General features: G+C 67.2%; 16 protein-coding genes. 6 read left to right on the top strand and 10 right to left on the bottom strand.

All coding sequences use genetic code 11. The features are described from left to right. Nucleotides 1-5 precede the first annotated feature (5 nt). Genes AC1MBE_RS01000 through AC1MBE_RS00980 form a run of 5 tightly spaced genes read right to left on the bottom strand, consistent with a single transcriptional unit; the run spans nt 6 to nt 5,090 of the window. Nucleotides 6-1,382, bottom strand: coding sequence for a glycosyltransferase (locus tag AC1MBE_RS01000; RefSeq protein WP_479780210.1), 1,377 nt, complete (start codon nt 1,380-1,382; stop codon nt 6-8). Then, nucleotides 1,382-1,888 carry a PssD/Cps14F family polysaccharide biosynthesis glycosyltransferase gene (gene pssD / locus AC1MBE_RS00995; protein ID WP_479780208.1) on the bottom strand — a complete coding sequence of 169 codons (507 nt, stop codon included), beginning with the start codon at nt 1,886-1,888 and terminating at the stop codon, nt 1,382-1,384. Before pssD ends, AC1MBE_RS01000 begins: the two co-directional genes overlap by 1 nt. 46 nt (nt 1,889-1,934) lie before the next feature. Next, complete coding sequence (locus tag AC1MBE_RS00990) at nt 1,935-3,176, bottom strand: sulfate adenylyltransferase subunit 1 (RefSeq protein ID WP_479780206.1); 1,242 nt, start codon at nt 3,174-3,176, stop codon at nt 1,935-1,937. Next, nucleotides 3,176-4,135: a sulfate adenylyltransferase subunit CysD gene (gene cysD / locus AC1MBE_RS00985; RefSeq protein ID WP_479780204.1), complete on the bottom strand. Its 960-nt coding sequence runs from the start codon at nt 4,133-4,135 to the stop codon at nt 3,176-3,178. The genes AC1MBE_RS00990 and cysD overlap by 1 nt, the downstream gene beginning before the upstream one ends. Then, nucleotides 4,089-5,090 carry a 3'(2'),5'-bisphosphate nucleotidase CysQ gene (locus AC1MBE_RS00980; protein WP_479780202.1) on the bottom strand — a complete coding sequence of 334 codons (1,002 nt, stop codon included), beginning with the start codon at nt 5,088-5,090 and terminating at the stop codon, nt 4,089-4,091. The genes cysD and AC1MBE_RS00980 overlap by 47 nt, the downstream gene beginning before the upstream one ends. A gap of 434 nt (nt 5,091-5,524) precedes the next feature. Between AC1MBE_RS00980 and AC1MBE_RS00975 the strand changes: the two genes are divergently transcribed. From AC1MBE_RS00975 to cysC, 3 genes are all read left to right on the top strand, one after another. Next, nucleotides 5,525-8,071: a PKD domain-containing protein gene (locus AC1MBE_RS00975; RefSeq protein WP_479780200.1), complete on the top strand. Its 2,547-nt coding sequence runs from the start codon at nt 5,525-5,527 to the stop codon at nt 8,069-8,071. 91 nt (nt 8,072-8,162) lie between these two features. Then, complete coding sequence (locus tag AC1MBE_RS00970) at nt 8,163-9,134, top strand: sulfite exporter TauE/SafE family protein (RefSeq protein ID WP_479780199.1); 972 nt, start codon at nt 8,163-8,165, stop codon at nt 9,132-9,134. Between the two features lie 32 nt (nt 9,135-9,166). After that, nucleotides 9,167-10,462, top strand: a complete 1,296-nt coding sequence (gene cysC, locus AC1MBE_RS00965) for an adenylyl-sulfate kinase (RefSeq protein ID WP_479780197.1) — start codon at nt 9,167-9,169, stop codon at nt 10,460-10,462. 114 nt (nt 10,463-10,576) lie between these two features. Here cysC and AC1MBE_RS00960 read toward each other — a convergent pair whose 3' ends face one another. The 5 genes from AC1MBE_RS00960 to AC1MBE_RS00940 form a co-directional block, all read right to left on the bottom strand. Further along, a complete protein-coding gene (locus tag AC1MBE_RS00960) occupies nt 10,577-13,264 on the bottom strand; it encodes a LuxR C-terminal-related transcriptional regulator (protein ID WP_479780195.1) in 2,688 nt (895 codons plus the stop codon). A gap of 13 nt (nt 13,265-13,277) precedes the next feature. Beyond that, on the bottom strand, nt 13,278-16,004 hold the full coding sequence (locus AC1MBE_RS00955) for a LuxR C-terminal-related transcriptional regulator (protein WP_479780194.1): 2,727 nt from the start codon (nt 16,002-16,004) through the stop codon (nt 13,278-13,280). A 147-nt stretch (nt 16,005-16,151) separates the two neighbouring features. After that, a complete protein-coding gene (locus tag AC1MBE_RS00950; protein WP_479780192.1) occupies nt 16,152-16,784 on the bottom strand; it encodes a GNAT family N-acetyltransferase in 633 nt (210 codons plus the stop codon). Nucleotides 16,785-16,937: 153 nt separating this feature from the next. Continuing rightward, a complete protein-coding gene (malQ, locus tag AC1MBE_RS00945) occupies nt 16,938-19,136 on the bottom strand; it encodes a 4-alpha-glucanotransferase (protein ID WP_479780190.1) in 2,199 nt (732 codons plus the stop codon). Nucleotides 19,137-19,143: 7 nt separating this feature from the next. After that, complete coding sequence (locus AC1MBE_RS00940; protein WP_479780188.1) at nt 19,144-19,686, bottom strand: hemerythrin domain-containing protein; 543 nt, start codon at nt 19,684-19,686, stop codon at nt 19,144-19,146. 165 nt (nt 19,687-19,851) lie between these two features. Here AC1MBE_RS00940 and AC1MBE_RS00935 point away from each other — a divergent pair, with 165 nt between their 5' ends. The 3 genes from AC1MBE_RS00935 to AC1MBE_RS00925 are packed head-to-tail and all read left to right on the top strand — an operon-like array spanning nt 19,852 to nt 22,098. Then, nucleotides 19,852-20,205 carry a TraR/DksA family transcriptional regulator gene (locus AC1MBE_RS00935; RefSeq protein ID WP_479780186.1) on the top strand — a complete coding sequence of 118 codons (354 nt, stop codon included), beginning with the start codon at nt 19,852-19,854 and terminating at the stop codon, nt 20,203-20,205. Nucleotides 20,206-20,220: 15 nt separating this feature from the next. Next, nucleotides 20,221-20,988, top strand: a complete 768-nt coding sequence (locus AC1MBE_RS00930) for a M50 family metallopeptidase (protein ID WP_479780184.1) — start codon at nt 20,221-20,223, stop codon at nt 20,986-20,988. A 48-nt stretch (nt 20,989-21,036) separates the two neighbouring features. Then, nucleotides 21,037-22,098 carry a glutathione S-transferase family protein gene (locus tag AC1MBE_RS00925; protein ID WP_479780182.1) on the top strand — a complete coding sequence of 354 codons (1,062 nt, stop codon included), beginning with the start codon at nt 21,037-21,039 and terminating at the stop codon, nt 22,096-22,098. The last annotated feature ends 5 nt before the right edge of the window (nt 22,099-22,103 follow it).

Genomic DNA, 22,103 nt, shown 5'->3' with positions numbered 1-22,103 from the left:
GGCGGTCACCCCGCCCTTCTCGCCGTGCCGGCACCGGTGCTGGATCCTACGGCCCCGCTGGTCCCGGCAGCAGGGCCGGGCGCGGCGCTGCTGCCGGCGGCAAGGGCGTGGCATGCAGCCATGGCGTGAAGCGGACCCGTGGCCCGGCCGGCCGGGCCGGCGGCACCATCACCGCCGTCGTCGGCACTGTCGCCGGGCAGTCCTAACTCGGTCCAGGCCCATGCAACGGCCGGCTTATCGCCGGCGGCTGACGGCGGCAGACTGGCCCGGGGGATGTGGTGGCGGCTCAGCGCCCGTGCCACCCGTGCTGCGCTCAGCCAGGACGGCTTATCCTGCGTCGCTGCGGTCCGCGCCGTGGACCAGAATGAGGCAGTGGTGGCGACCTCGAGGAACCGCAGGTCAATCTCGCGATTGTGGCTCAGCGCGTAGGCCAGCATGGGGTCCTGGCCGGAGTCGACCAGGACGTCCGCCCCGGAGATATCCCTGGCCGCGGCATAGACCGCCTGGTAATACCCGCTGTACCGGGCTAGCACCTGCCGCCGTTCCCGCCGGCCGGTCGGCGCCGCCGGCCCGAACGTCCGCGCCGGCACGGCGGCATCGGCAAGTCCGCGGAGACCGCGGACATCGACTTGGCCCCAACCGCCGAACGCGGACGTGCCGACGGCCTGCCAGAACCCGCACTCATGGAAGGGCGCGCCACAGCTGCAATCCTCATTGTCGACGATGCCGCGCTGCCAGAGGTTGCGCGTATCGCCCAGGACAGCCACTGAAGCGCGGCCTCCGACGGATTCCAGCAGAGCGTCCACGGAGTCCGCCGGAGCAGCAACATACAGCACCACGGGCGCTCCGACTGAGGCGCGGTTCGTCGAGGTTCGGCGCTTGTGCAGCAGTGCGGCCAGCTGCTGTGCGGCCTCCTCGGCGCCGGAGTTCTCGGCGTGTATCAGGAGGCGGGTTCCCGCTTCGTTTTCCGCCGACGCGGCCACGTGGGCGTCCAACTCCTGCGGCGACTCCACGCAAACGGCCAGCCCCCTTTTAGCGGACCAGCGCGTAAACCGTTGCTGATGGTCGTCGACGTGTTCCCCGTACTGCGGATCCCGGGGAACCACCAAGGGAAGGTGCCCGGCCTTTCGCGCCTCTGAAATCGTGGCAGGGCCGCCGTGAAGAATGACGATTTCACTAGTCTCCAGGAGGGTCGCCAGCTCCTTCGGCGAGACGAAGTCTTGACCGGCAGCGATGCGCGGCGGTGCGCTGTGGCCGTACTGAACGATCACCCGGTCCGACGGATTCGCCTGCGCCCATTTGTCGGCCCAGTCGATGATCCTCGTGAACGGATGGCAGTCGGTTCCCACCAGTACCGTTATTGTTCTGGAGGCCCTGCTCATCACAGGAGCCTTCCCAGGAGCTGTGCATTCGGGTACAGGCCGAGTTGGTCCCGCCACTGGACAAGCATGAGATCCGAGAAGGGGCGGCAGAGCCGGCCGGTCAGGGTGGGGCTCTCAACCCTGTCGAAGACCTCGATGTACACAGTCGCGATGCCTAAAGCCCGGGCCGCGACGAAGAAGGGGAAAGCGCTCCCGGCGCCGGTGGAGACGACAACGGTGGGGTGAAAGCGGCGAATCACGTGAAAAGCAAGCCGGGCGTTCCGGAGCAGATTGGGAATGTTGCGTGTGGTGGGCGAGTACGCCCATGAGACGTCGGTTTCCGCCTCGAGGTTCGACTTCGCATCCTCGGTGGGAAAGGTGACCCACGCCCGCTCATGCGCAGACCACCAGGACCGCAGCGACATCAGCTGCGCCAGATGACCGCCGCTGGAACCCACCAGCAGAATCCGCTCCCGGCCCGGTGCTGCAGCCCGCCGACCGTCCGGAAAAACTCTCTTTGATCTCATTGCTTTCGATCCTCCCCAAGAAGTGACGCGTGGTGGCACCGGCCGTTCAGATGATCATTCCCGCGCCGACGGTGCTGTGGGTGTGTTCGTCAATCAGGACAAATCCGCCGGTTTCACGGTTCCGCCGGTACTCGTCGGTCAGCAGCGGCGTCGTCGTCCGCAGCCGGACCCGGCCGATGGAGTTCAGCGCAAGTTCGGGGGCGGCTTCGTCCCGGTGCAAGGTATTGACGTCGAGTTCGTACTGCACAGACTGCACCAGGGCCCTGGTGTTGCGGGTGGTGTGCTTGAGGGACAGCTTCTGCCCGGGCCGGAGAGGCTCCTCGCTCATCCACGCGACCATGGCGTCGATATCCTGCGTCACACTCGGCTGGTTGTGCGGCCGGCAGATCATGTCCCCCCGCGAAATGTCGATGTCGTCCTCCAGCCGCACGGTCACGGACATCGGCGCAAACGCTTCGTCCACCGGACCATCGGCGGTTTCAATGGACGCGATGCGGCTGGGCAGCCCGCTGGGCAATACGACGACGTCGTCCCCGGTCCGCATGACTCCGCCGGCGATCTTGCCCGCATAGCCGCGGTAGTCGTGGTGCTCGCTGGTGTGCGGCCGGATAACGTACTGCACTGGGAACCGCCCGTCCACCAGGTTCCTGTCGCTGGCGATGTACACGTTCTCCAGGTGGTTGAGCAGAGAACCGCCCTCGTACCAGGGCATGTTCTGCGAGCGGTCCACGACGTTGTCCCCGTGCAGGGCGGAAACGGGGATAACCGTCAGGTCAGCGATCCGCAGCTTTGCAGCAAACTCCGTAAATTCCCGCCGGATGTCCTCATAGACCTGGCGTGAGTAACCCACAAGGTCCATCTTGTTGACGGCCAGCACAAGGTGGGGAACCTGGAGCAGGGAAACCAGAAAGGCGTGGCGGCGGCTCTGCTCAACGAGGCCCTTCCTTGCGTCCACCAGCACAATCGCCAGGTCCGCGGTGGAGGCGCCGGTCACCATGTTCCGGGTGTACTGGATGTGGCCGGGGGTGTCGGCAATGATGAATTTCCGCGACGGGGTTGCGAAATACCGATACGCGACGTCGATGGTTATGCCCTGTTCCCGCTCCGCCCGCAGCCCATCCGTCAGCAGCGACAGCTCTGTGTATTCCGAGCCCATTTCGCGGCTGGTCCGCTCGACTCCTTCCAGCTGGTCGCTGAAAATGGACTTGGAATCGTACAGCAGGCGCCCGATCAGGGTGCTCTTGCCGTCGTCGACCGATCCGGCAGTGGCAAATCGCAGCAGGTCCATCAGAAGTAGCCTTCTTTCTTTCGGTCTTCCATCGCCGCTTCGCTGACCCGGTCGTCGCCGCGGGTTGCCCCGCGTTCGGTAATCCGGGAGGATGCGACTTCTTCGAGGACCAGCTCTACGGTGTCGGCATGGGAGCGGACTGCGGCGGTCAGGGTGGCATCCCCCACCGTGCGGTAGCGGACCGACTCCAGGAACGTCGGTTCGTGGGCGGTGGGTTGGCAGAGCTCGTTAGCCGCGAACAGCATGCCGTTGCGTTCGAAGACCTCGCGCTGGTGGGCGTAGTAGATGGAGGGCACCTCGATGCCTTCGGCAGCGATGTACTCCCAGATATCAAGCTCGGTCCAGTTGGACAGCGGAAACACCCGGATGCTTTCACCCGGATGGACTCTGGCATTGAACAGGTTCCACAGCTCGGGACGCTGCTTCTTGGGGTCCCATTGGCCGAACTCGTCCCGGAAGGAGAAGATGCGCTCCTTGGCCCTGGCTTTTTCCTCATCCCTGCGGGCGCCGCCCAGCAGGGCGGTAAAGCCGTTCTTTTCCGCCGTTTCCAGCAGCACCGGGGTCTGTATCCGGTTCCGGGAGCCGTTCGGCTCCTCGCGGACCACCCCCCGGTCAATCGCGTCCTGGACGGATCCGATCACCAGGTTCAATCCATACCGGGCCACCATGCGGTCCCGGAGTTCGAGTACTTCCGGGAAGTTGTGGCCGGTGTCGATATGAAGCACCGGAAACGGGACACGGGCAGGAGCGAACGCCTTACCCGCGAGGTGCAGCATAACGATCGAGTCTTTCCCGCCGGAAAACATCATGGCCGGGTGCTCGATCTCCGCGACCACTTCCCGGAGGATGTAGATGGCCTCCGACTCAAGAACCTCAAGCTGGGAAAGTATGCGTCTGGGGCTTTCGGTCACGTCATTCACCGGTGTGTCCTTCCGTCTGGGGCAATTGCCGCCTTGCATTGCTGATTGCTGCCAGCACCACCCCGCTGAGTTCCGGGCGGCACACCAGCAGGTCCGGGAGGTAGGGGTTTTCCTGGTTGTACCGCGGTGCCGAGCCGTCAAGGCGGCTCACATGCAGCCCGGCGGCACGGGCGACGACGACGGGCGCGGCGGAATCCCACTCGTACTGGCCGCCGTCGTGCAGGTAGATGTCGACTTCACCGCTGGCGACGGCGCACGTTTTGAACCCGGCCGAGCCCATCGGAATCAAGGCGGCGCCGATTTCGGCGGCTACGGGGCCGGCGATTTCCGGGGCTCTGCTCCGGGACACGGCCATTCTTAGGCCGGTATGCCGGCCGGCGGATTCGCCGGCGTCCTCACCCGTCAGGACCATGTCCAGACGGGGCAGGGCGACCGCGCCGGCCGTGAGCTCGCCTTCCTGCCACAGTGCGACGTGCACTGCCCAGTCGCGGCGGCCCTCGGAAAATTCACGGGTCCCGTCCAACGGGTCAATGATCCAGACCCGTTCGGCCCGCAGGCGCGAGAGCTGGTCCGGCGCCTCCTCGGAGAGGACCTGGTCCTTGGGCCGGCTGCGGAGCAGCATTTTCTTCAGGAAATCCTGGGAACGCCTGTCCCCCTCCGCGCCCAGCGAACCAGGGGTCATATCGGTGGCCTGGCCCTGCAGGGTCCTGAGGATGTCTCCGGCCCCTTCAGCCAGCGCCGCGGCCAGCTCTGCATCCGACAGTTTGGCGCTGATGGCACCAATACGTTTCAGCAATACCATGATTCCCCCGTTGTAGTCGTCGCCCACTGGGTCCTTCATCAGCCCGGCTGTGCGCCCCAGGATGATGATGCCGCCGGCGCAAGACCAGTTTTCTACGTAGTACAACTCGAGGCGGACGCTGTCCTGCCAGTTGAGTTCCGCCCGGCCGCTGATCCGGAAAAACTCGTCACGGAGGCGATAGTCGAAGAGCACATTGTTGAGACCTACTTAGTACCCGGAGTTGTTTGCTGACCGGATGTATCAAACCTAGGAGGGCACCGGTCCGTGCAGGCGAGTAAGCAGTACGCGTCTTTTCAGGCCGTCTCACTGCATCGTTCGCCCCGGACTACTGGGCAGGCCGTCAGCGGGCGGGTGCGGACCACTCGGAAAGGCTCGGACCTACTTGGTCGTCGGCCACCGGCCGCCCGGCAGACCGGTCAGTCCGCAGCGCGATGCCCCGGATCCCCGGGGTTTAGCTGTGCGGATTCACCGTGTGCGTGTGCTGGACAACTGGATGCCCCGCTTGTAGCCTTCCGGTACCCGAGACGGTCTGGAGCGGCTAGCGGCACGCGGATCTGTGGCCCCCGAACAGTGACTGCGGCAGAAACGGTCTCCAGGATCAACCGTCTTTATGCGAGGAGATAACCGTGAAGCTCAAGCTTGTTTCGGCTCTGGCCGCCGCCGCACTGTCCCTGACCTTCACCGCCGCGGCCGCGGAAACGGTCGCGGCCGCCACCCCCTTCAGCTTCGCCGTCATCGGGGACACTCCCTACGGCTCGACACAGCTTAGTGTTTTCCCGCAGCGGATCGGGCAGATCAATGCCGACTCCCAAGTGCAGCTGGTGACCCACCTCGGCGACATCGGCGGGCCGCCGAATTGCTCTGACTCGTACTACGCGACCGTCAAAGGGCATTTCGACACTTTTGCCGATCCGTTGGTGTATACGCCCGGCGACAACGAGTGGGCCGACTGTTCCGGTGCTTCCGTGGGGGCCGCCAATCCGCTGGACCGGCTGGCCGCCGTGCGACGGGTCTTCTTCCCGGCTCCGGGGACCACGCTCGGACGGAACGCGGCCAGCGTCACGGCGCAGACCGGCTATCCGGAGAATGTGCTCTACGACCGGGAAGGCCTCACGTTCGCCGCGGTGCACATCGTGGGCTCGGCCAACGATCTGGCAACCTGGAGCGGATATTCAGCGCCGACGACTGCCCAGACAGCCGAAGTGAGTGCACGGACCGACGCCGACATCGCCCTCATTCACGCTGCCTTCGAACGTGCCACAGCGAACGCCAGCCGTGCCGTGGTCTTCACGACCCAGGCGGATATGTTCAAGGGAACCCCCAGCCGCACCGCCTACGAGCCGCTCGTGAGGGCCTTCGCCTCCGGATCCCTCAGCTATAAGCTTCCGGTTTTCCTCTTCAACGGCGACAGTCACAGCTTTGCCAGCGACCGCCCGCTGACCTCCTCGACGTGGCTGTCCTACTACGGCCTCACCACCCCGGTCCCCAACCTTTCCAGGATCACGGTGGAGGGCGGGTCCACGATGGATGAATGGCTGAAGGTGACAGTCGTCGACACTTCGGCTGTGCTTGCGGTGCAGCGTGTTCCCTTCACGGCGAATGCTGCGCCGGTGGCGTCTTTCACCGCCTCGACGTCCGGCCTGACCGCGGCCTTCGATGCCGGCGGCTCCACCGACGACGCCGGCATCACCGGCTACGGATGGACCTTCGGAGACGGCAGCACCGGAACCGGGGTATCCCCCTCACACAGCTACGCCGCCGCGGGCACCTACAACGTGACCCTGACCGTCACCGACACCCAGGGAGCCACCGGCACCAAAACCTCCCCGGTCACCGTCTCCACCTCCTCCGGCTCCGTCACCGCCGTCGTCGTGCCCGCCAAATCGACGTGGAAATTCCGGTACAGCAACACCGCACCGGACCCGGCCTGGAAGAACCCCGCCTACAACTCCTCCGCCTGGAACACCGGACCCGGCGCCCTGGGCTACGGCTCAACCCCGCTGGGGACCAACCTCAACCCCTCCGCCACCACCAGCGCCCGCCCGCTGGCGGCCTACTTCCTGCGCAGCTTCTCCATCACCAACACCTCCGCCGTCACCGCACTCAAACTCACCACCGTCGCCGACGACGGCGTCGTCATCTACGTCAACGGCACCGAAGTCGGCCGCAGCCGCATGCCCGCCGGCACAGTCACCATCAACACCTACGCCACCGCGGCAATCCCCACCTCCAGCGCCACCGCCGCCCCGGTCACCTTCAACGTCCCACTGTCCCTGCTGGTCAACGGCACCAACACCATCGCCGCCGAAACCCACCTGAACTACCACGCCACCAAAGACATCAGCTTCGACCTCACCGCAACCACCACCACCAACGGCGGCGCCACGGCGAATGCTGCGCCGGTGGCGTCTTTCACCGCCTCGACGTCCGGCCTGACCGCGGCCTTCGATGCCAGCGGCTCCACCGACGACGCCGGCATCACCGGCTACGGATGGACCTTCGGAGACGGCAGCACCGGAACCGGGGTATCCCCCTCACACAGCTACGCCGCCGCGGGCACCTACAACGTGACCCTGACCGTCACCGACACCCAGGGAGCCACCGGCACCAAAACCTCCCCGGTCACCGTCTCCACCTCCTCCGGCTCCGTCACCGCCGTCGTCGTGCCCGCCAAATCGACGTGGAAATTCCGGTACAGCAACACCGCACCGGACCCGGCCTGGAAGAACCCCGCCTACAACTCCTCCGCCTGGAACACCGGACCCGGCGCCCTGGGCTACGGCTCAACCCCGCTGGGGACCAACCTCAACCCCTCCGCCACCACCAGCGCCCGCCCGCTGGCGGCCTACTTCCTGCGCAGCTTCTCCATCACCAACACCTCCGCCGTCACCGCACTCAAACTCACCACCGTCGCCGACGACGGCGTCGTCATCTACGTCAACGGCACCGAAGTCGGCCGCAGCCGCATGCCCGCCGGCACAGTCACCATCAACACCTACGCCACCGCGGCAATCCCCACCTCCAGCGCCACCGCCGCCCCGGTCACCTTCAACGTCCCACTGTCCCTGCTGGTCAACGGCACCAACACCATCGCCGCCGAAACCCACCTGAACTACCACGCCACCAAAGACATCAGCTTCGACCTCACCGCAACCACCACCACCAACGGCTAGCACGCTCCGGCGGGGCCCTGCCCCGGAGACTACTCTTGGCCGCGCCGAACTACGTGTTTGTTCGACGTTGCCTCGGTGGCAGGATCTGTCTATGGACCTGACCTTGGTGTTGACAGCCTTCGGCGTAGCCGTCGTCGTCGGACTCACGGGGATGGGCGGCGGCGCACTGATGACGCCGGCGTTGGTGTTGTTTTTTGGCGTCCCCCCGCTCGCCGCGGTCTCCAGCGACCTCGTGGCCAGCGCCGTCATGAAGCCGGTGGGCTCTGCGGTACACCTGCGCCGCCGGACAGTGAATCTGGACGTGGTCAAGTGGCTGGCGGTGGGTTCGGTGCCCTCGGCCTTCTGCGGCGTGCTGATCCTCAAATGGCTGGGCCCCGGCGAGGACGTTCAACAGAGCGTCAAACTGGCCCTTGGCTGTGCCCTGCTCTTGAGCGCCATCCTGCTGGTGGTGCGGGCCTACGTCCGGCTGGCCGAGCGCGCACGCAGCGCGGACGGGCGTGGAGCGGAGCTGCCCACGGAGCGGCCTGCCGTGGCGGTCCGGATTCTGCCCACCGTCCTTTTGGGCATCGTGGGCGGCATAGTGGTGGGCATGACCTCCGTCGGAAGCGGGTCCTTGATCATCATCGGGCTCATGCTCATCTACCCAGGGCTCAAGGCAAACCAGCTGGTAGGCACCGACCTCCTGCAAGCCGTTCCCCTGGTCATCGCGGCCGCCGCGGGTCACACTCTTTTCGGCGATCTGGACCTCGGACTAACCCTGCCTCTGGTGCTGGGAAGCATCCCCGGTGTCTATCTGGGGGCCATGCTGTCCTCCCGCCTCTCGGGCGGTTTCGTGCGCCGGGCGTTGGCTTTTGTGCTGCTGGCCTCGGCACTGAAGATGCTCTCCATTCCGGACCCGGTGACCGCAGGGATTCTGGTGGTTGCCTTGCTGGGGGCACCGCTGGCCTGGATGGTTCTGCGCCGCCGGAAGGGTTTCCCGGCGCTGGCCAGCGTGGAGAGCCGGCGGCGGCGCGAGGCAGCCGCCCTGCTGAACTCAACCGGCGGAATCAGGGGGACACTGTGAGCTTGCACTTCGGGTCGGAACCATCACACGTTTTGACCGGCGCCCGGCTCGACGAGCTGGAACTCCTCCTGGGCGGCCTGTACAGTCCCGCAGACGGCTACGCTCTGCCCGCCAACGTTCCGTCGGAATGGCCCTGGCCGTTTACGCTCTCAGTGCCCGGCACCGTGGGCCAACTGGCCGTGCACTGCGGCGCCCTGGCGATCACGGACCCAGACGGCACACCCTTGGCCAGATTGACCGTTTCCGCCAGCCAGGAATCGGGGGACGGCACCATCCATCTTGCCGGCCGGCTGGAAGCCCTCCAGCCAGCGGAGCACCCGCCCGCCCGCCGGCTGCGTCTTACGCGCCCCCTCGCCCGACCGGGACGGGACGTGCCGGGACAGGGCACGGTTCCGAGCCTGGTGGCAGCGTTTGATCGGCTGCCGGAGCCTGCCCAGCTTGCCGAAGCGATGGGCATGGCAATCCGCCATCACGCCCAGTTGTGGCTCGTGGCGGTTGCCGGCTGCCAAGAGCACGGAAACTATACGGTCCTGGAACTCCTTTCGGTCCTTGAGCGCTGCGCGGAGCAGCTGACTGGAGCCCGGACCGGGCTGCTGGTCCTGCCCGCGTTCGAGGGTGCGTCCGTCGCCCAGGACCGGACCCTGCGCGAGCACGTGCTGCTCCGGCTGGGCGCATCCATCCTGCTCAACTACACGTCCGAAGCGGGGCCCCCGGCCCGTGCCCTGCCGAGACGGCGCGCCGCCGCCGGGCCCGAACCGCTGGCAGGAGGCACCCCGGCGCCGGGTGCAGTCGTTTTCCTCACGGGCCTGTCCGGCTCCGGGAAATCGACCATCGCCCGCGCCCTGGCGGAACGGCTGCAGTTGACGGACTCGCGGCCTGTGACGCTGCTGGATGGCGACGACGTGCGCAGACTCCTGTCGTCGGGTCTCGGCTTCAGCAGGCAGGACCGGGAGCTCAACGTCCGCCGGCTCGGGTGGGTGGCCGCCGTGGTCTCCAAGTCCGGCGGAGTTGCCGTTTGCGCTCCGATCGCACCGTTTGAGTCAACCCGTCGGGAAGTCCGGGCGATGGCCGAGACTGTGGGCTCGTTTGTGCTGGTGCACGTGGCCACGTCGCTGGAGGTATGCGAGGCACGGGACCGGAAGGGATTGTACGCCCGGGCCCGGGCCGGCGACGTAACGGACTTCACCGGGATCGATTCTCCGTACGAACCGCCGATCGAGGCCGATCTGGTGCTCGATACCGGCACGGTCTCGGTCGACGACGCAGTCGATTCGATTCTGGCAGCCATGGGCCTGAAGACCGGCGAACTGGTGGAACTCAGCCAGTGAACCCGGCGCGTTGCCCTTCAGTGAGGTCATCTGACCGATGCCAACACATTCCTGTTCGCCTGGTCCCTGAAACGGGCCAGCAACGCCGTACTACCGCTCAGTTCCCGTCCGTTCTCAGCGGGCGCTGAGCTCGCCGCTTCGCACAGCCGTGAGGTCACCACTCGTCAGGTCTTCGCGACGGTTGATGCCGAGCTTGCTGAAGACGCGGTAGAGGTGTCCCTCAACGGTGCGGATCGACAGTGACGAGAGCTGGGCGATTTCACGGTTGCTGTTGCCGTTGACCACCATAGTGACAATTTCGCGTTCCCTGGGTGTCAGGGAGGTGGCATCCTCGGCGCCGAACAAGGACAGGGTGCTGATTCCCGCCAACTCCCTGCGCCTGAGTTGGAGCAGGTGGGCCACGGCGCGAGCGCGTTTGCGGGTCCCGCTGCCGTTCAGGAAGGAGACGGCCTTGGCCAGGCATTCCGCCGCGACCAGGTGGTAACGCAGTTCCTGCGCTCTCTCGCTGGCCGCGATCAGCTGCTCAGCGTCACGCCGGAGGACGCCCCTCGCGTAGGCATTGAGGCACTCGGCTTCAGGGCCCTCGCCCTGATCCGTCAGTTCCACCAGCCTCGGCAACTGGCCGTTGTCGCCCAGCCGGAGCGCCAGTTCACGGGCATCCCGCTCCGCCGCGAGGAGTCCCAGGCCTTGGGCGCGATCAGCGCACACGGCCAGCTCCCGAAGTGCGTTTGCTGCGCCCAGACGGCCGGCGCTCGCTGCCGCGATGTGCGCCTGACCCATCAGCTGGAAGTGCGCGGATCCCTGATAGGGGACGCGGTTGAAGGCCTCGCAGTAGCGGTCCACCACGTCGTTACGTCCGAGCAGGGAAGCGGCATAGGCCGCCAAACCTAAGGCGTACGGCAGGAGGTAGTCGAAGTCGGATTCGAAGAAAGCCTCGATGGTGACCGAGAGCCTGCCCAGCGCGGTCACCGCGTCCCCCTGTCTTAGTGCCGACAGTCCTTCCACCAAGGACTGTCCCCCGCTAAAGTGCAACCCGCTGCGAAATCCGTGCCAGGGCGCCTCCGTAAGGGGCTTAGCGACGAGGTTCCATCGCCCGAGGCGAACAAGTGCCAGCGAATGCTTGAAGCGCGCCAGTTCATATGCCCGGAACTGCGCAGTGGAACTACCCCCGAGGATCTGCAGGATTTCACCGTTCGCCCGGGAGGCGCTTTCCGGCCGTCCGGTGGCGGCCAGCAATTCAGCCCAGAGGTAGAGAACCCTGGCACGGGTGATGGGGTCTTCTCCGGCGTCGGCCACCCGTGCGGCCAGCTCATCCTCAATCTCGGCGTAGCGTCCCTCCAAGTGAAGTGCGTGCAGAATCAGCAGCCTGCTACCGTCCGGGCCGGCCGGCTCTGAAGAAGGGTCCACTGCCCCTAGACGCTGCTCCGACGCACGCCAGGAGGCGGCGATCTTCGTCAGTCCCAGGGCGTGCCCGCCCATCCCCAAATGCACACGGGCGGCGAGGACGGAAGCTGCCCCCGCCGTCGCGTGGTCCGTGGCGGAGGCGACGCAGTCCTGCAGTAGCGCCGCTGCGCGGGGAAGATTACCTAGATGCAAATGGGCGCCGGCCATTTGGACTTTCGCTGCCGCCCGAAACACTTCGCCCTCGATCGCTCCGGCCGTTTGCAGCGCTACCATCGGTTCGAAATACCGGTTCGCGCTGGCGGCCGCACCCAACAGCTGCTCGTCGGGGACGACGGCTCCGCAGTCCAGCGACCAGCAGATCAGCCGGGTGTGCGTTTCCTCCGGTATCGTACCGTCCACGACAGCGAGGACGCGGGAGCGGATCATCATGCTGCGGGCCGGGGGAACAAGGAACCGCACCACTTTCCCCAGCAGCGGGGAAGCCGACCGCACCAGCCTTTGCGGCCCCCGGGCAATGGTGATGAGCCGGTCCGCTTCCAAGGTCTCCACTTCCGTCTCACTGGCGAGCCGGTGCAGCCAGGCCAGCGGCAGAGGCTCCGCGAGCGCGACCGTCTCAAGGATTTCCATCTCGGCCGCAGACCTGCAAGCGAGCTGTTCCCGGACTAGATCCCTTAATTGCTGACCGATCCGCAGATGGAAGTCTTTCAGCATCCAGACGTGATTACGCAGCACCAATTCGCCGGAGCGCTGGGCCTGACGGATCAGCGCCAGCAAAAACAAGGGGTTTCCGCCTGTAATCCTGAACAATGCGGTACTGGCGCTGCTGACGATCTCACCGCCCAGCACCTGGCTGCAGAGTTCGCGCGCCTGCGCATCGGTGAGCGGGGACAGGTCAAAGCGTTGCAGCATCCCTTCGTTGCAAAGGGAACCAAAAGCTGCCGGCGGTCCCGGCTTTGGCCTGGCGAGCACCAGCAGCTTCGCCGAGCCCGTCATGGCCAGCTGCGCCAGCACGCTGGAACTGTCCGCATCCAGGTTCCCGGCGTCTTCTACGATCACAAGTGCCTTGGCATTGCCGGCTTCGAGCCGCCGGCTCAGCATTTTCTCCATGCGGCGCGGCGCTGACAGCCGCGATCCGGCTTTCGGCAGGGGGAAGGAGTCCAGATAAGGGGCCAGCGCGCCGAAAGGAAGGTCCGCCATCGCCGCCGCGGGAAAAACCCAGAAAGGTTCGACTGTGGGTCCGAGCTGCCGCAGCACCGCCCGGGCCAGGGCACTCTTACCCAGGCCGGGATCCCCCGCCAGCAGGACTCCGGCCCGGTCAGAATCCTGCAGCGTGGCCACGATGGAAGTTACCAGGTCGGAGCAGCCCACCAAGACGCAGGGATCACCGTAGTTGTCCATGTCTGCCGATCCCCTACGCAAAGGACATCTTCAAGTCAGCACGGTTGGTGAGCTGGAGCTTTCCGTAAATCTGGTAGAGGTGCCCTTCCACGGTTCGCACGGAAATGCACATTTCCGCAGCGATGGCTTTGTTGCTCTCACCCGCGGCCGCACGCAGGGCGACCTCTTGTTCACGCGCCGTGAGCGTCGGGCCATCCTCCTCCGACGGCAAGACGCCCAGTTTCTGGACACTGCTGCTGATTCGGTGCCGGGCCGCGCGGGCAACAACCCGGTCCCCCGCCGCGCCGGCAAGCTTCCGGGCCTCCCGGGCAGCGTCCCTGGCGAACAGGTCATCACCCATGGCGGCGGCGGCTTCCGCGGCCTTCAACAGTACGGCGCTGTCCTGTTCCACGATGCCCGTTCCGAACAATCGGCTGACGTCCGCGAACCGTCCCTGGACGCCGGCTGAGGCCGCGACCAGCTTGGGGGCGGCGCTCCGACAGCCTTGGCGCACAGCAGCGCAAAGGAGGACCAGTTCAGGGAGTTTCGCACCTCGCCGGCGTTCCTCCTCGGCGAGTCCCAGCAGTCGCACGCCGGCTTTTTCTTTGGACGCCAGCTCGGCAGAGGCGAGCACCTGAAAGAATGAACGCACGCTCAAGGAGAGCCGCGACGGGCAACAGCCGTCCACTTCCGCGGACCGCAGATACTGCAGGGCCTTGTCGTTTTCCCTGAGCAGGGCGTAGCTGTAAGCGATTGCGGCACTGGCCAAAGCCTGCGCCCCGGACGTATCCAGCTGCCCGAGCTGACCGTGTGCTGGCAACAGCCGCTCCAGCGCACGCTCCGCCCGGCCGCAGTAAGCGTCCAAGGCCCCCTTTGCGAGTTCGCTCAATGCAAAAGCGGCGACGGCGATCCCGTCGCCGAACGGCCCTGCATCGCGGCCACGGCGAAGTTGGGGGTCCGGGGCCGTCCCGAGGAAGACGCCTAACAGTGCTTGCTCGGTGGGCCGGGCGTTGACCGCCGCCAGCTCCTCCGCGGTGAAGCGCATCTGCATGTCATGGAGAAGGGCCCGGGCGTCCGTATGACGCCCCACAATCGTCCAGGCCTGCCATAACAGCGTGGCAGCATGCACCCTCTTCTCTTTGGTCGTGCATGCAGGATAGAACCGGCTCAGCGCATCCGTCGCCCGCCGGTACCTGCCCTCGCTGAGGTCCAGTTCGGCCGTGGCCAGGGCGAGGTCCTCCCGCAGCGCGGCGGTGCCGGCAGCGTCCTGGCGAGAGGCGGCAACAGGTCCGTTCAGCCGGCCTTCCACCCTGTCCAACGCAGCCCGCGCCTCCGGGGCGCGGCCCGGACAGGAAGCGAGGACGTAGCTGCGCTCCAGCATCGCCTCGACCCAACAACTCAGCGGAAGGTCCATGGCGTCGATGGCATCCGGGGATAAGAGCTGTTCGGCCTGTGCGGCTTCCCCCAAGTTTGTGTACGCCCGGGCCTGCAGGGCCAATCCCGTTCCCCGTTCCTGCGGGGCCAATAGCTCCAAGAACCTCAGGGCCTGCTGCGGCTGACCGGCGAGATTGGCCAAGCGGGCAGCTTCCCTGGCCTCCTGGGGGGACAAAGAATCCCCACAGTCGAGAGCCCACCGGGCCAAATCCAGAGTTTCCACGGCCGACCTGTCAGTTTCTCGCTGGGTCTGCGCAGCGAGCCGGCGCAGTTCCCGGCTCCGGCCTTTGGGGACCCGTTGGCGGATAGCGCGCTCCGCCAACGGGTTCGAGAGTCGGACCAGGTGCCGGCGGTCACTTGCCACGTCGAGGCGGCCCCTCCCGGTGAGGGAATCGACGGCTTCGGCACTGCACAGCCGCAGGAGCGTGTTCAACGACATTCCGCCGCTCAGTGCCAGTAGCTCCAGGACCTGTCGCTCCGCCCCGGACTCCGGGTTGATCCAGGCGCTGACGGCGTCTCTGGAGTTGGCGCCGTACACGAATGTGCTGCTGGTCAGCACCCAGATGCCGTTGTCCTCGATGAAGGTGCCGGCGTCAATCTGATCGCGCATGATCAGTTCGAGCACCCTCGGATTTCCGCGGCTGGCACCCCAGAAAGCCGCCGCCGCCGCGGGTGAGACGTCGGCTGCACAATGGTGGCGGAGCCACTGGCCTGCCTCGGCCAGGCTGTAGGCGCCGACGTCTGTCCGGCTAACCAACCCGTCCTTCCACAGCGAGACCAGATCGCCCGGCGCGGCCAGCAGATCCTCTCCGGTGGCCAGCAGGCGAACGGTTCCATGGACCGTCAGCCGGTTGATGACGAGCGCGGCCAGCTCGTCCAGGCTTTCGGTATTGTCCACAAACAGGACGACGTTGCGTCCGTTTGCCCGGTCCCGCAGCAACTGAGCAAGGCCGGCAACCACCTTAAGCGGATGTTCGACGCATCCTTCTTCGAGGTCGTTCACCAGCGACCGCAGGGCGCCGTAAGGCGTCGTCGCCGAGCGGGAACTGCCTTTTACCTGCACCACCAGGTAACCGTCGTCCAGCCGCTCCAGCGCTTCGCGGGCCAGAAAGGATTTGCCCACTCCCGGCGCCCCAACTACCACCGCGCCGCACGAGCCGCCGGGCGAGCCCTGGCCGGTCAGGGAGCCCAGAATATCCTCGACCAAGTCCTGGCGGTACCACGCGGGGCGGGAAATTCCCTTGGCCCCCTTAGGGAAAACGGATTCACGATGATTGGCGTTGCCTGCGGCAACAGAGATTGAGACAAGAGCGTTTGAGGTGAACATGATGCGAGACCTTCGTATTCAGTTGGAGACCCAGTAGCCCAAACCTAAGAACTGCCCTGCGCAGGTACACGAGTAACGTGTACTCGATTTACCTGCCTCGCTCCTGTTGGAGGGCCTCAACGGTACTCAACCTCGGGGATCTACCACCTAGACGGCGAGCAGCCCGGCTGGCCTCTGCCCGGACAACGAGGCCAGCGCGCGGGGCCGCAGGTCAGGCCACTCCTCGGTCAGCAGCGACAGGATGACGAAGTCGCGCCAGAGACCGTCGATGTTCCGGGAGGACCGGCGCCGGGTTCCTTCGGCCGTAAAGCCGAAGCGCACCAGCGAGGACAGCGACCGCTCGTTGCGCGCATCCACATCGCATTCGATCCGGCCGGCCCCGCAGGAGAACAACCAGTCGAGCAGGGTGATTTTCACCTCATGGTTCACCTTCGCTCCCCAGAAGTCCGGGTCCAGCACGGTGCGGCCGATCTTCACCCGCTCGGTCCCGCCGTCGTGTTCGGTGATGCCGGTGGTACCGACGAAGCGGGACTGCCCCAGCGGGAGTTTCTGATACACCGAGAAGACCTGCAGCCCTGCAAATCGCCGGTCCACGAACGCAGTCAGCTCCGCCTCGCCGGCGGGCCGGGCCTCGCTGTCGCTGAAGCCCTGGGACCAGATTTCGTCGCGGCCCAGCAGCCGGGCCAGCGGCTCGACGTCGAGCGGTGTGAATGGTGCCAGGACAAACCTGCCGGTGACCGTTTGAAGGGTCGGCAAAGTGTCGGGAAGGAGCAGCGCCATTGCGGCCTTTCTGGTGCGCGGGGATGCGTCGGAGCGGGGTAATCCGGGAGCCGTGATTGTCCGCAAATTTGCGGCGGCAACAGAAATTATCACCCCGGTGCCTCGGCCCGCAACGACACGCTGGAAGCGGTTTTCCGGGAGCTGCCTGGCAGCCTATTCCGCCTGCTGCGAAGGGCCGGTCCGGGCACTGCGGTGGAGGGCCTGCCGGACGGTGCCGAGGAGGGAACTGAACCTCGCGTCGTCGGCCAGTTCCTCGATCAGGACGACGCCGTCCGGCCCGGCCAGCGATATGCACCAGTTGGGGTATTCGGTGCTGGTGCCCGGCTGGTTTTGGGTGCGGGTCTCCCCCACGGCGTCCACCAGCGCCACCCCCAGCAGCGACGACGGCGTCAGGGCCGTGAACGCGTACAGCGCCTCCACCGTGGCCTGCTCCCCTCCGGCTCCCGACGCCGGCAGCAGCCCGCGCTCCCGCACCAGCGCCAGCACCGCCTCCTGGTCTGCGGCGTCGGCGGCCCGTTCCTCCGCCACCGGACGCCGCAGCAGCCCGAGGGACTCCCGGAGGGTTACATGCGCACCGGCCAGGTAGCCCGCGGTGGGCGGCAGATCATGGGTGTTGACGCTGGTCAGGCACTGCTGCCGGTAGCGTTCCGGCGCCAGCGGGCCGTCGCCGTCGTGCTCGAACCACAGGATCGAGGTGCCGAAGATCCCGCGCTCCGCCAGGTAGTCCCGGACCCAGGGCTCGAAGACGCCGAGGTCCTCGCCGATGACGATGGCACCGGCGCGCTGGGCTTCGAGGGCCAGGATGCCGACCAGCGCTTCGTGGTCGTAGTACACGTACGTGCCCTCGCCCGGACCGGCACCCTCCGGAATCCACCACAGGCGGAACAGGCCCAGGACGTGGTCCACCCGGATCCCGCCGGCATGGCGCAGCACGGTCCGCAGCATGTCCCGGTACGCGGCGTAGCCGGACTCGGCCAGCTTCGCCGGGTGCCACGGCGGCTGCGTCCAGTTCTGGCCCTGCTGGTTGAACATGTCCGGCGGCGCTCCGACCGTGACGCCGTGCGCGAGGACGCCGGACAGGGTCCACGCGTCGGCGCCGCCGGGCTTGACCCCGACCGCGAGGTCGTGCACGACGCCGATGTTCATACCGGCCCGCCGCGCGGTGTCCTGCGCCGATTCGAGTTGCTGGTCGCAGATCCATTGCAGCCAGCGGTGGAACTCGATCCGGTCCGCGAGCGCCGCCCGTTGCGCCGTGCAAAAAGCAGTCTCCGGGGACGACGCGGCGTCGGCCCATTCGGGAGCCGCCGGGTCAAGGGTCTCGGCCAGGGCGCACCAGAGCGCGAAGTCGTCCAGCCCCTGGCCCTGGTCCCGGCAGAAGTCGCTGAAGCGGCGTGAGCGCGCCGGACCCCGCCGGACCCGGAAGACCTGCTCCAGGGTGGCCAGCTTGGCTTCGTAACTGGCGTTGCGGTCCAGCAGTGCCGCGTCCCGGTTGGCGGCCCTTAGGCTTTCTGCCAGCTGCCCGGTGCGGGCGAGCGCCGCGGCGTCCAGGTAGGCGTATTCCGGGATTTCCTCCACCCGGATGTACAGCGGGTGGAAGAAGCGCCGGGTGGTGGGCAGGTAGGGTGAATCCTCCACCGGCGGCCGCGGCTCGGCGGCGTGCAGCGGGTTGACCAGCACGAACCCCGCACCCTCCGCGCCCGCAACCGCAGCCAGGTCGGCCAGGTCCGTGAAATCGCCGATCCCCCAGGACCGCCCGGACCTGACGGAGTAGAGCTGGGCCGTGAGTCCCCAGGTGCGGCGTCCAGCCAGGGCTCCGGTGGTGGCCAGCCTTCCCGGTGTCACCAGGAGCGGGCATTCCGCCGCCGTGCCGTCTGCGTCCACCAGGGCGGTGTGCCAGCCGACCTCCAGCCCGTCGGGGACGGCGAAGCTCGCTCGGCCGGTCAGGGACCCGTCGACCTCTACCGGCCCTTCCCAGTTCTCCAGCTGCCGCGCCTGGTGCCGGGCGCCGTCTTCGGTGACGATCCAGGCGCTGACCGGGCTTCCGTGCGGCACATGGACATCGAAGGATGCCGCCGTACCCTCCCGGGCCACCACGATGGGCGGCAGCAGCCGGCGCCAGGGGGCCAGCCGGGCCAGCTCCAGCGAATGCCGGATCTGCCCGGGGCTGTCCGACGCGACGCCCAGGGCGGTGAGTACCTGGCGCAGCGTGCCGGCGGCGACCGCGCGTTCCACCCCGTCCCAGCCCCAGTAGGAGGTCCCCACCCGGTGCGCCGCCGCCAGTTCACGCAGCAGCGCCTCGGTGTCGTCCGCCGGTTCCGGTCCGGCGTCGCGCAGGGCCGTGCTGTCCGCCATGGGCGCGTCAGCCGTTGACCGGCGGCGCTGCCGGTGCGGCGCTGTGCTGGGCCGCGTGGAGGGCTGCCTCACCCACCAGCTCATGCAGGCCGGCGACTGAGTCGGCCAGGCTGAGCCCGGGCGACGCCGCGATGAAGGGCATCAGCAGCCGGTTCTCCTTGTCCAGGTGCAGGGCAAAGATGTACCCGATCGCGCCGGCAGCGACGGCGGCATCAACACCCCGGGAGGCGCGCAGCCGCTCCACGAGCCCTACGATCACCTGGTGTTCAGCGAGCATTCCCGCTACCAGCAGCCGGCCCTCCGGGGCGGCACCGGCGCCGCCGTACAGCGGCCCCTCCTCGGCGAGCGCGTGCGGGACGAGCTCGGTCTCGCACCATTCGACCAGCACCTCATGGGCGTCGTGCTCCGCCACGGCATCATGGGCCTGCACCGCATGGGTGAGGGCGGTGACCAGCGCATCGAGCCGTTTGAGCATCCCCGTATGGTGGGTCTGAACGGCAGCGAGCGCCCGGGCTTCGTCCTCGGCGTTCTTGGGAACCGGTGTCTGCATGGCATCTCCCTGGCTGGGCGGGATTCTGGTCCCACTGTACGTCCGGTCCGGTTCCGGGCAACAGGCCTTTCGGCCCGGCACTCCCGCCCCGGGTCGTGGCCGCAATGGCCGGCAGCGAGGGTCGGTTTCGACGGCGCACAGCGGGGCGCGCTAGCCTTGCACCCTATGGTCGACGTCGAACGGTTCCGGATTCTCCTTGCCCAGGAGCGCGAGCGGAAGCTTGCCCTGCTGCCGGCCCTCCGCAGGGACATCACGTCGGTGAATGCCGCCCGGCAGGACTCCAATGTCGACGACGAACACGACCCGGAGGGTGCGACGATCGCCTTCGAACTCTCCCAGGCGTCCGCGTTGCTGGAACAGAGCCGGGCGTCTCTCGCGCAGATCGAAGCGGCCCTGGCCAGGATCGACGCCGGCAGCTATGGCATCTGCCGGGTGTGCGGCGGCCCGATCGCCGAGGGCCGGCTCGAGGCCAGGCCGTGGACTCCCTACTGCATCCGGCACAGTGCCGGTAAGGCATAACAGTCCCCTATGAGCATGGAATCAACAACCCTCGCCACCGATGACCTGGCCGGCACGTGGTGGCAGCGGATGGTGGCCGGGTTCAGCCACGCCCCCGCACCGGTGGTAACCGGTACCGAGCTCCTGCTGGTCGTTGCCGTCGCCGTTGCGCTGTCCCTGCCGCGCGCCAGCTGGCGGTACTTTGGCCTGCTCGCCACCGTGACCCATGAGCTCGGCCATGCCTTCGCCGCCCTCATGACGGGCCAGCGGCTTGGCGGCATCCGGCTGAGCCTGGACCATTCGGGCGCGACCACGAGCTACAGCCGCCGTCCGCTGGCCGCGGTCTGGTCGACGTTCTGGGGCTACCCGGTCCCCGCAGTGGTCGGGGCCGCGATGGTCTGGTCCGGCTTCAATGGCTGGGGCCCGGCGGCGATGTCGGTTGGCACCGTCCTGCTGCTGCTGTCCTTTTTCTTTCTTCGTAACGGCGCCGGCGTACTGATCACGGCCGCGGCGGTGCTGGTGGCAGTACTCCTGGTGCTGTTCGTCCCGGCGGTGTTCATTGGCCACGTGATGATCGGCCTGGGCATCGCGCTGCTGGTGGCCGCCGTCCGGGACCTGGGGAAGCTGGCGGCGGTGCACACACGGCACCGGAACCGGCTCTCGACGTCGGACGCGTACCTGCTGGCCCGGTCCACACCGCTGCCGGCGTTTGTCTGGATTGGACTGTTCGCCCTGGTGGTGGCAGCGGCCTGGTGGGCCGCGTGGCAGCCGATGGCACCGGTCCTCGCCGGCCTGCTGCACTAGGCACGCGTTCGGCATGCACTCGGCATGCGCTGCACATAGGCTGGGGGCATGAGTGAGACAACCACGAACACGGAATTCAGCACCAGGGGCGCCTACGTCACCGGCGGTGCGGAATTCAACCGGGACACCAACTACATCGAGGACCGGATCACCCGCGACGGCGCCCCGGGCGCCAACGGCGAGCCCGGCTGGCCCGTCGAGGCCGGCCGCTACCGGCTGGTCGCGGCGCGCGCCTGCCCCTGGGCGAACCGCACGGTGATCGTGCGGCGGCTCCTGGGCCTGGAAGGCGTGATCTCACTCGGCCAGCCCGGCCCCACCCACGATGCCCGCTCCTGGACCTTCGACCTTGACCCCGGCGGCAAGGACCCCGTCCTCGGCATCGAGCGGATCCAGGAGGCCTACTTCCGCCGCTTCCCGGACTACCCGCGCGGCATCACGGTCCCGGCCATCGTTGATGTGCGCAGCGGCGAAGTGGTCACCAACAACTTCCCGCAGATCACCCTGGACTTCTCCACCGAGTGGACCGACTTCCACCGCGAAGGCGCCCCGGACCTCTACCCCGAGGCCCTCCGGGAGGAGATCGACGCCGTCAACAAACGTGTCTTCACCGAGGTCAACAACGGCGTCTACCGCTGCGGCTTTGCCGGCTCCCAGGACGCGTACGACGCCGCCTATGACCGGCTTTGGACGGCGCTGGACTGGCTCGAGGAACGGCTCACCCGGCAGCGCTACCTGGTGGGCGACACGATTACCGAGGCGGACGTCCGGCTGTTCACCACGCTGGCACGCTTCGACGCCGTCTACCACGGGCACTTCAAGTGCAACCGCCAGAAGCTCAGCGAGATGCCGGCGCTGTGGGCCTACGCCCGGGACCTGTTCCAGACCCCCGGCTTCGGCGACACGACTGACTTCGTGCAGATCAAGCAGCACTATTACATCGTCCACGAGGACATCAACCCCACCGGGATCGTCCCGAAGGGTCCGGAGCTGGGCAGCTGGCTCTCGGAGCACGGCCGGGAGGCCCTCGGCGGACGTCCCTTCGGCAACGGCACGCCGCCCGGTCCCGTCCGGGCCGGGGAAGAAGTCACCGCCGGACACGGCGCCGGCTGACCACC

It is taken from the genome of Arthrobacter sp. BG5 (genome assembly GCF_056680155.1).
The sequence above is the reverse complement of the archived record's forward strand: the minus strand, read 5'-3'. Positions and strand labels throughout refer to the sequence as shown.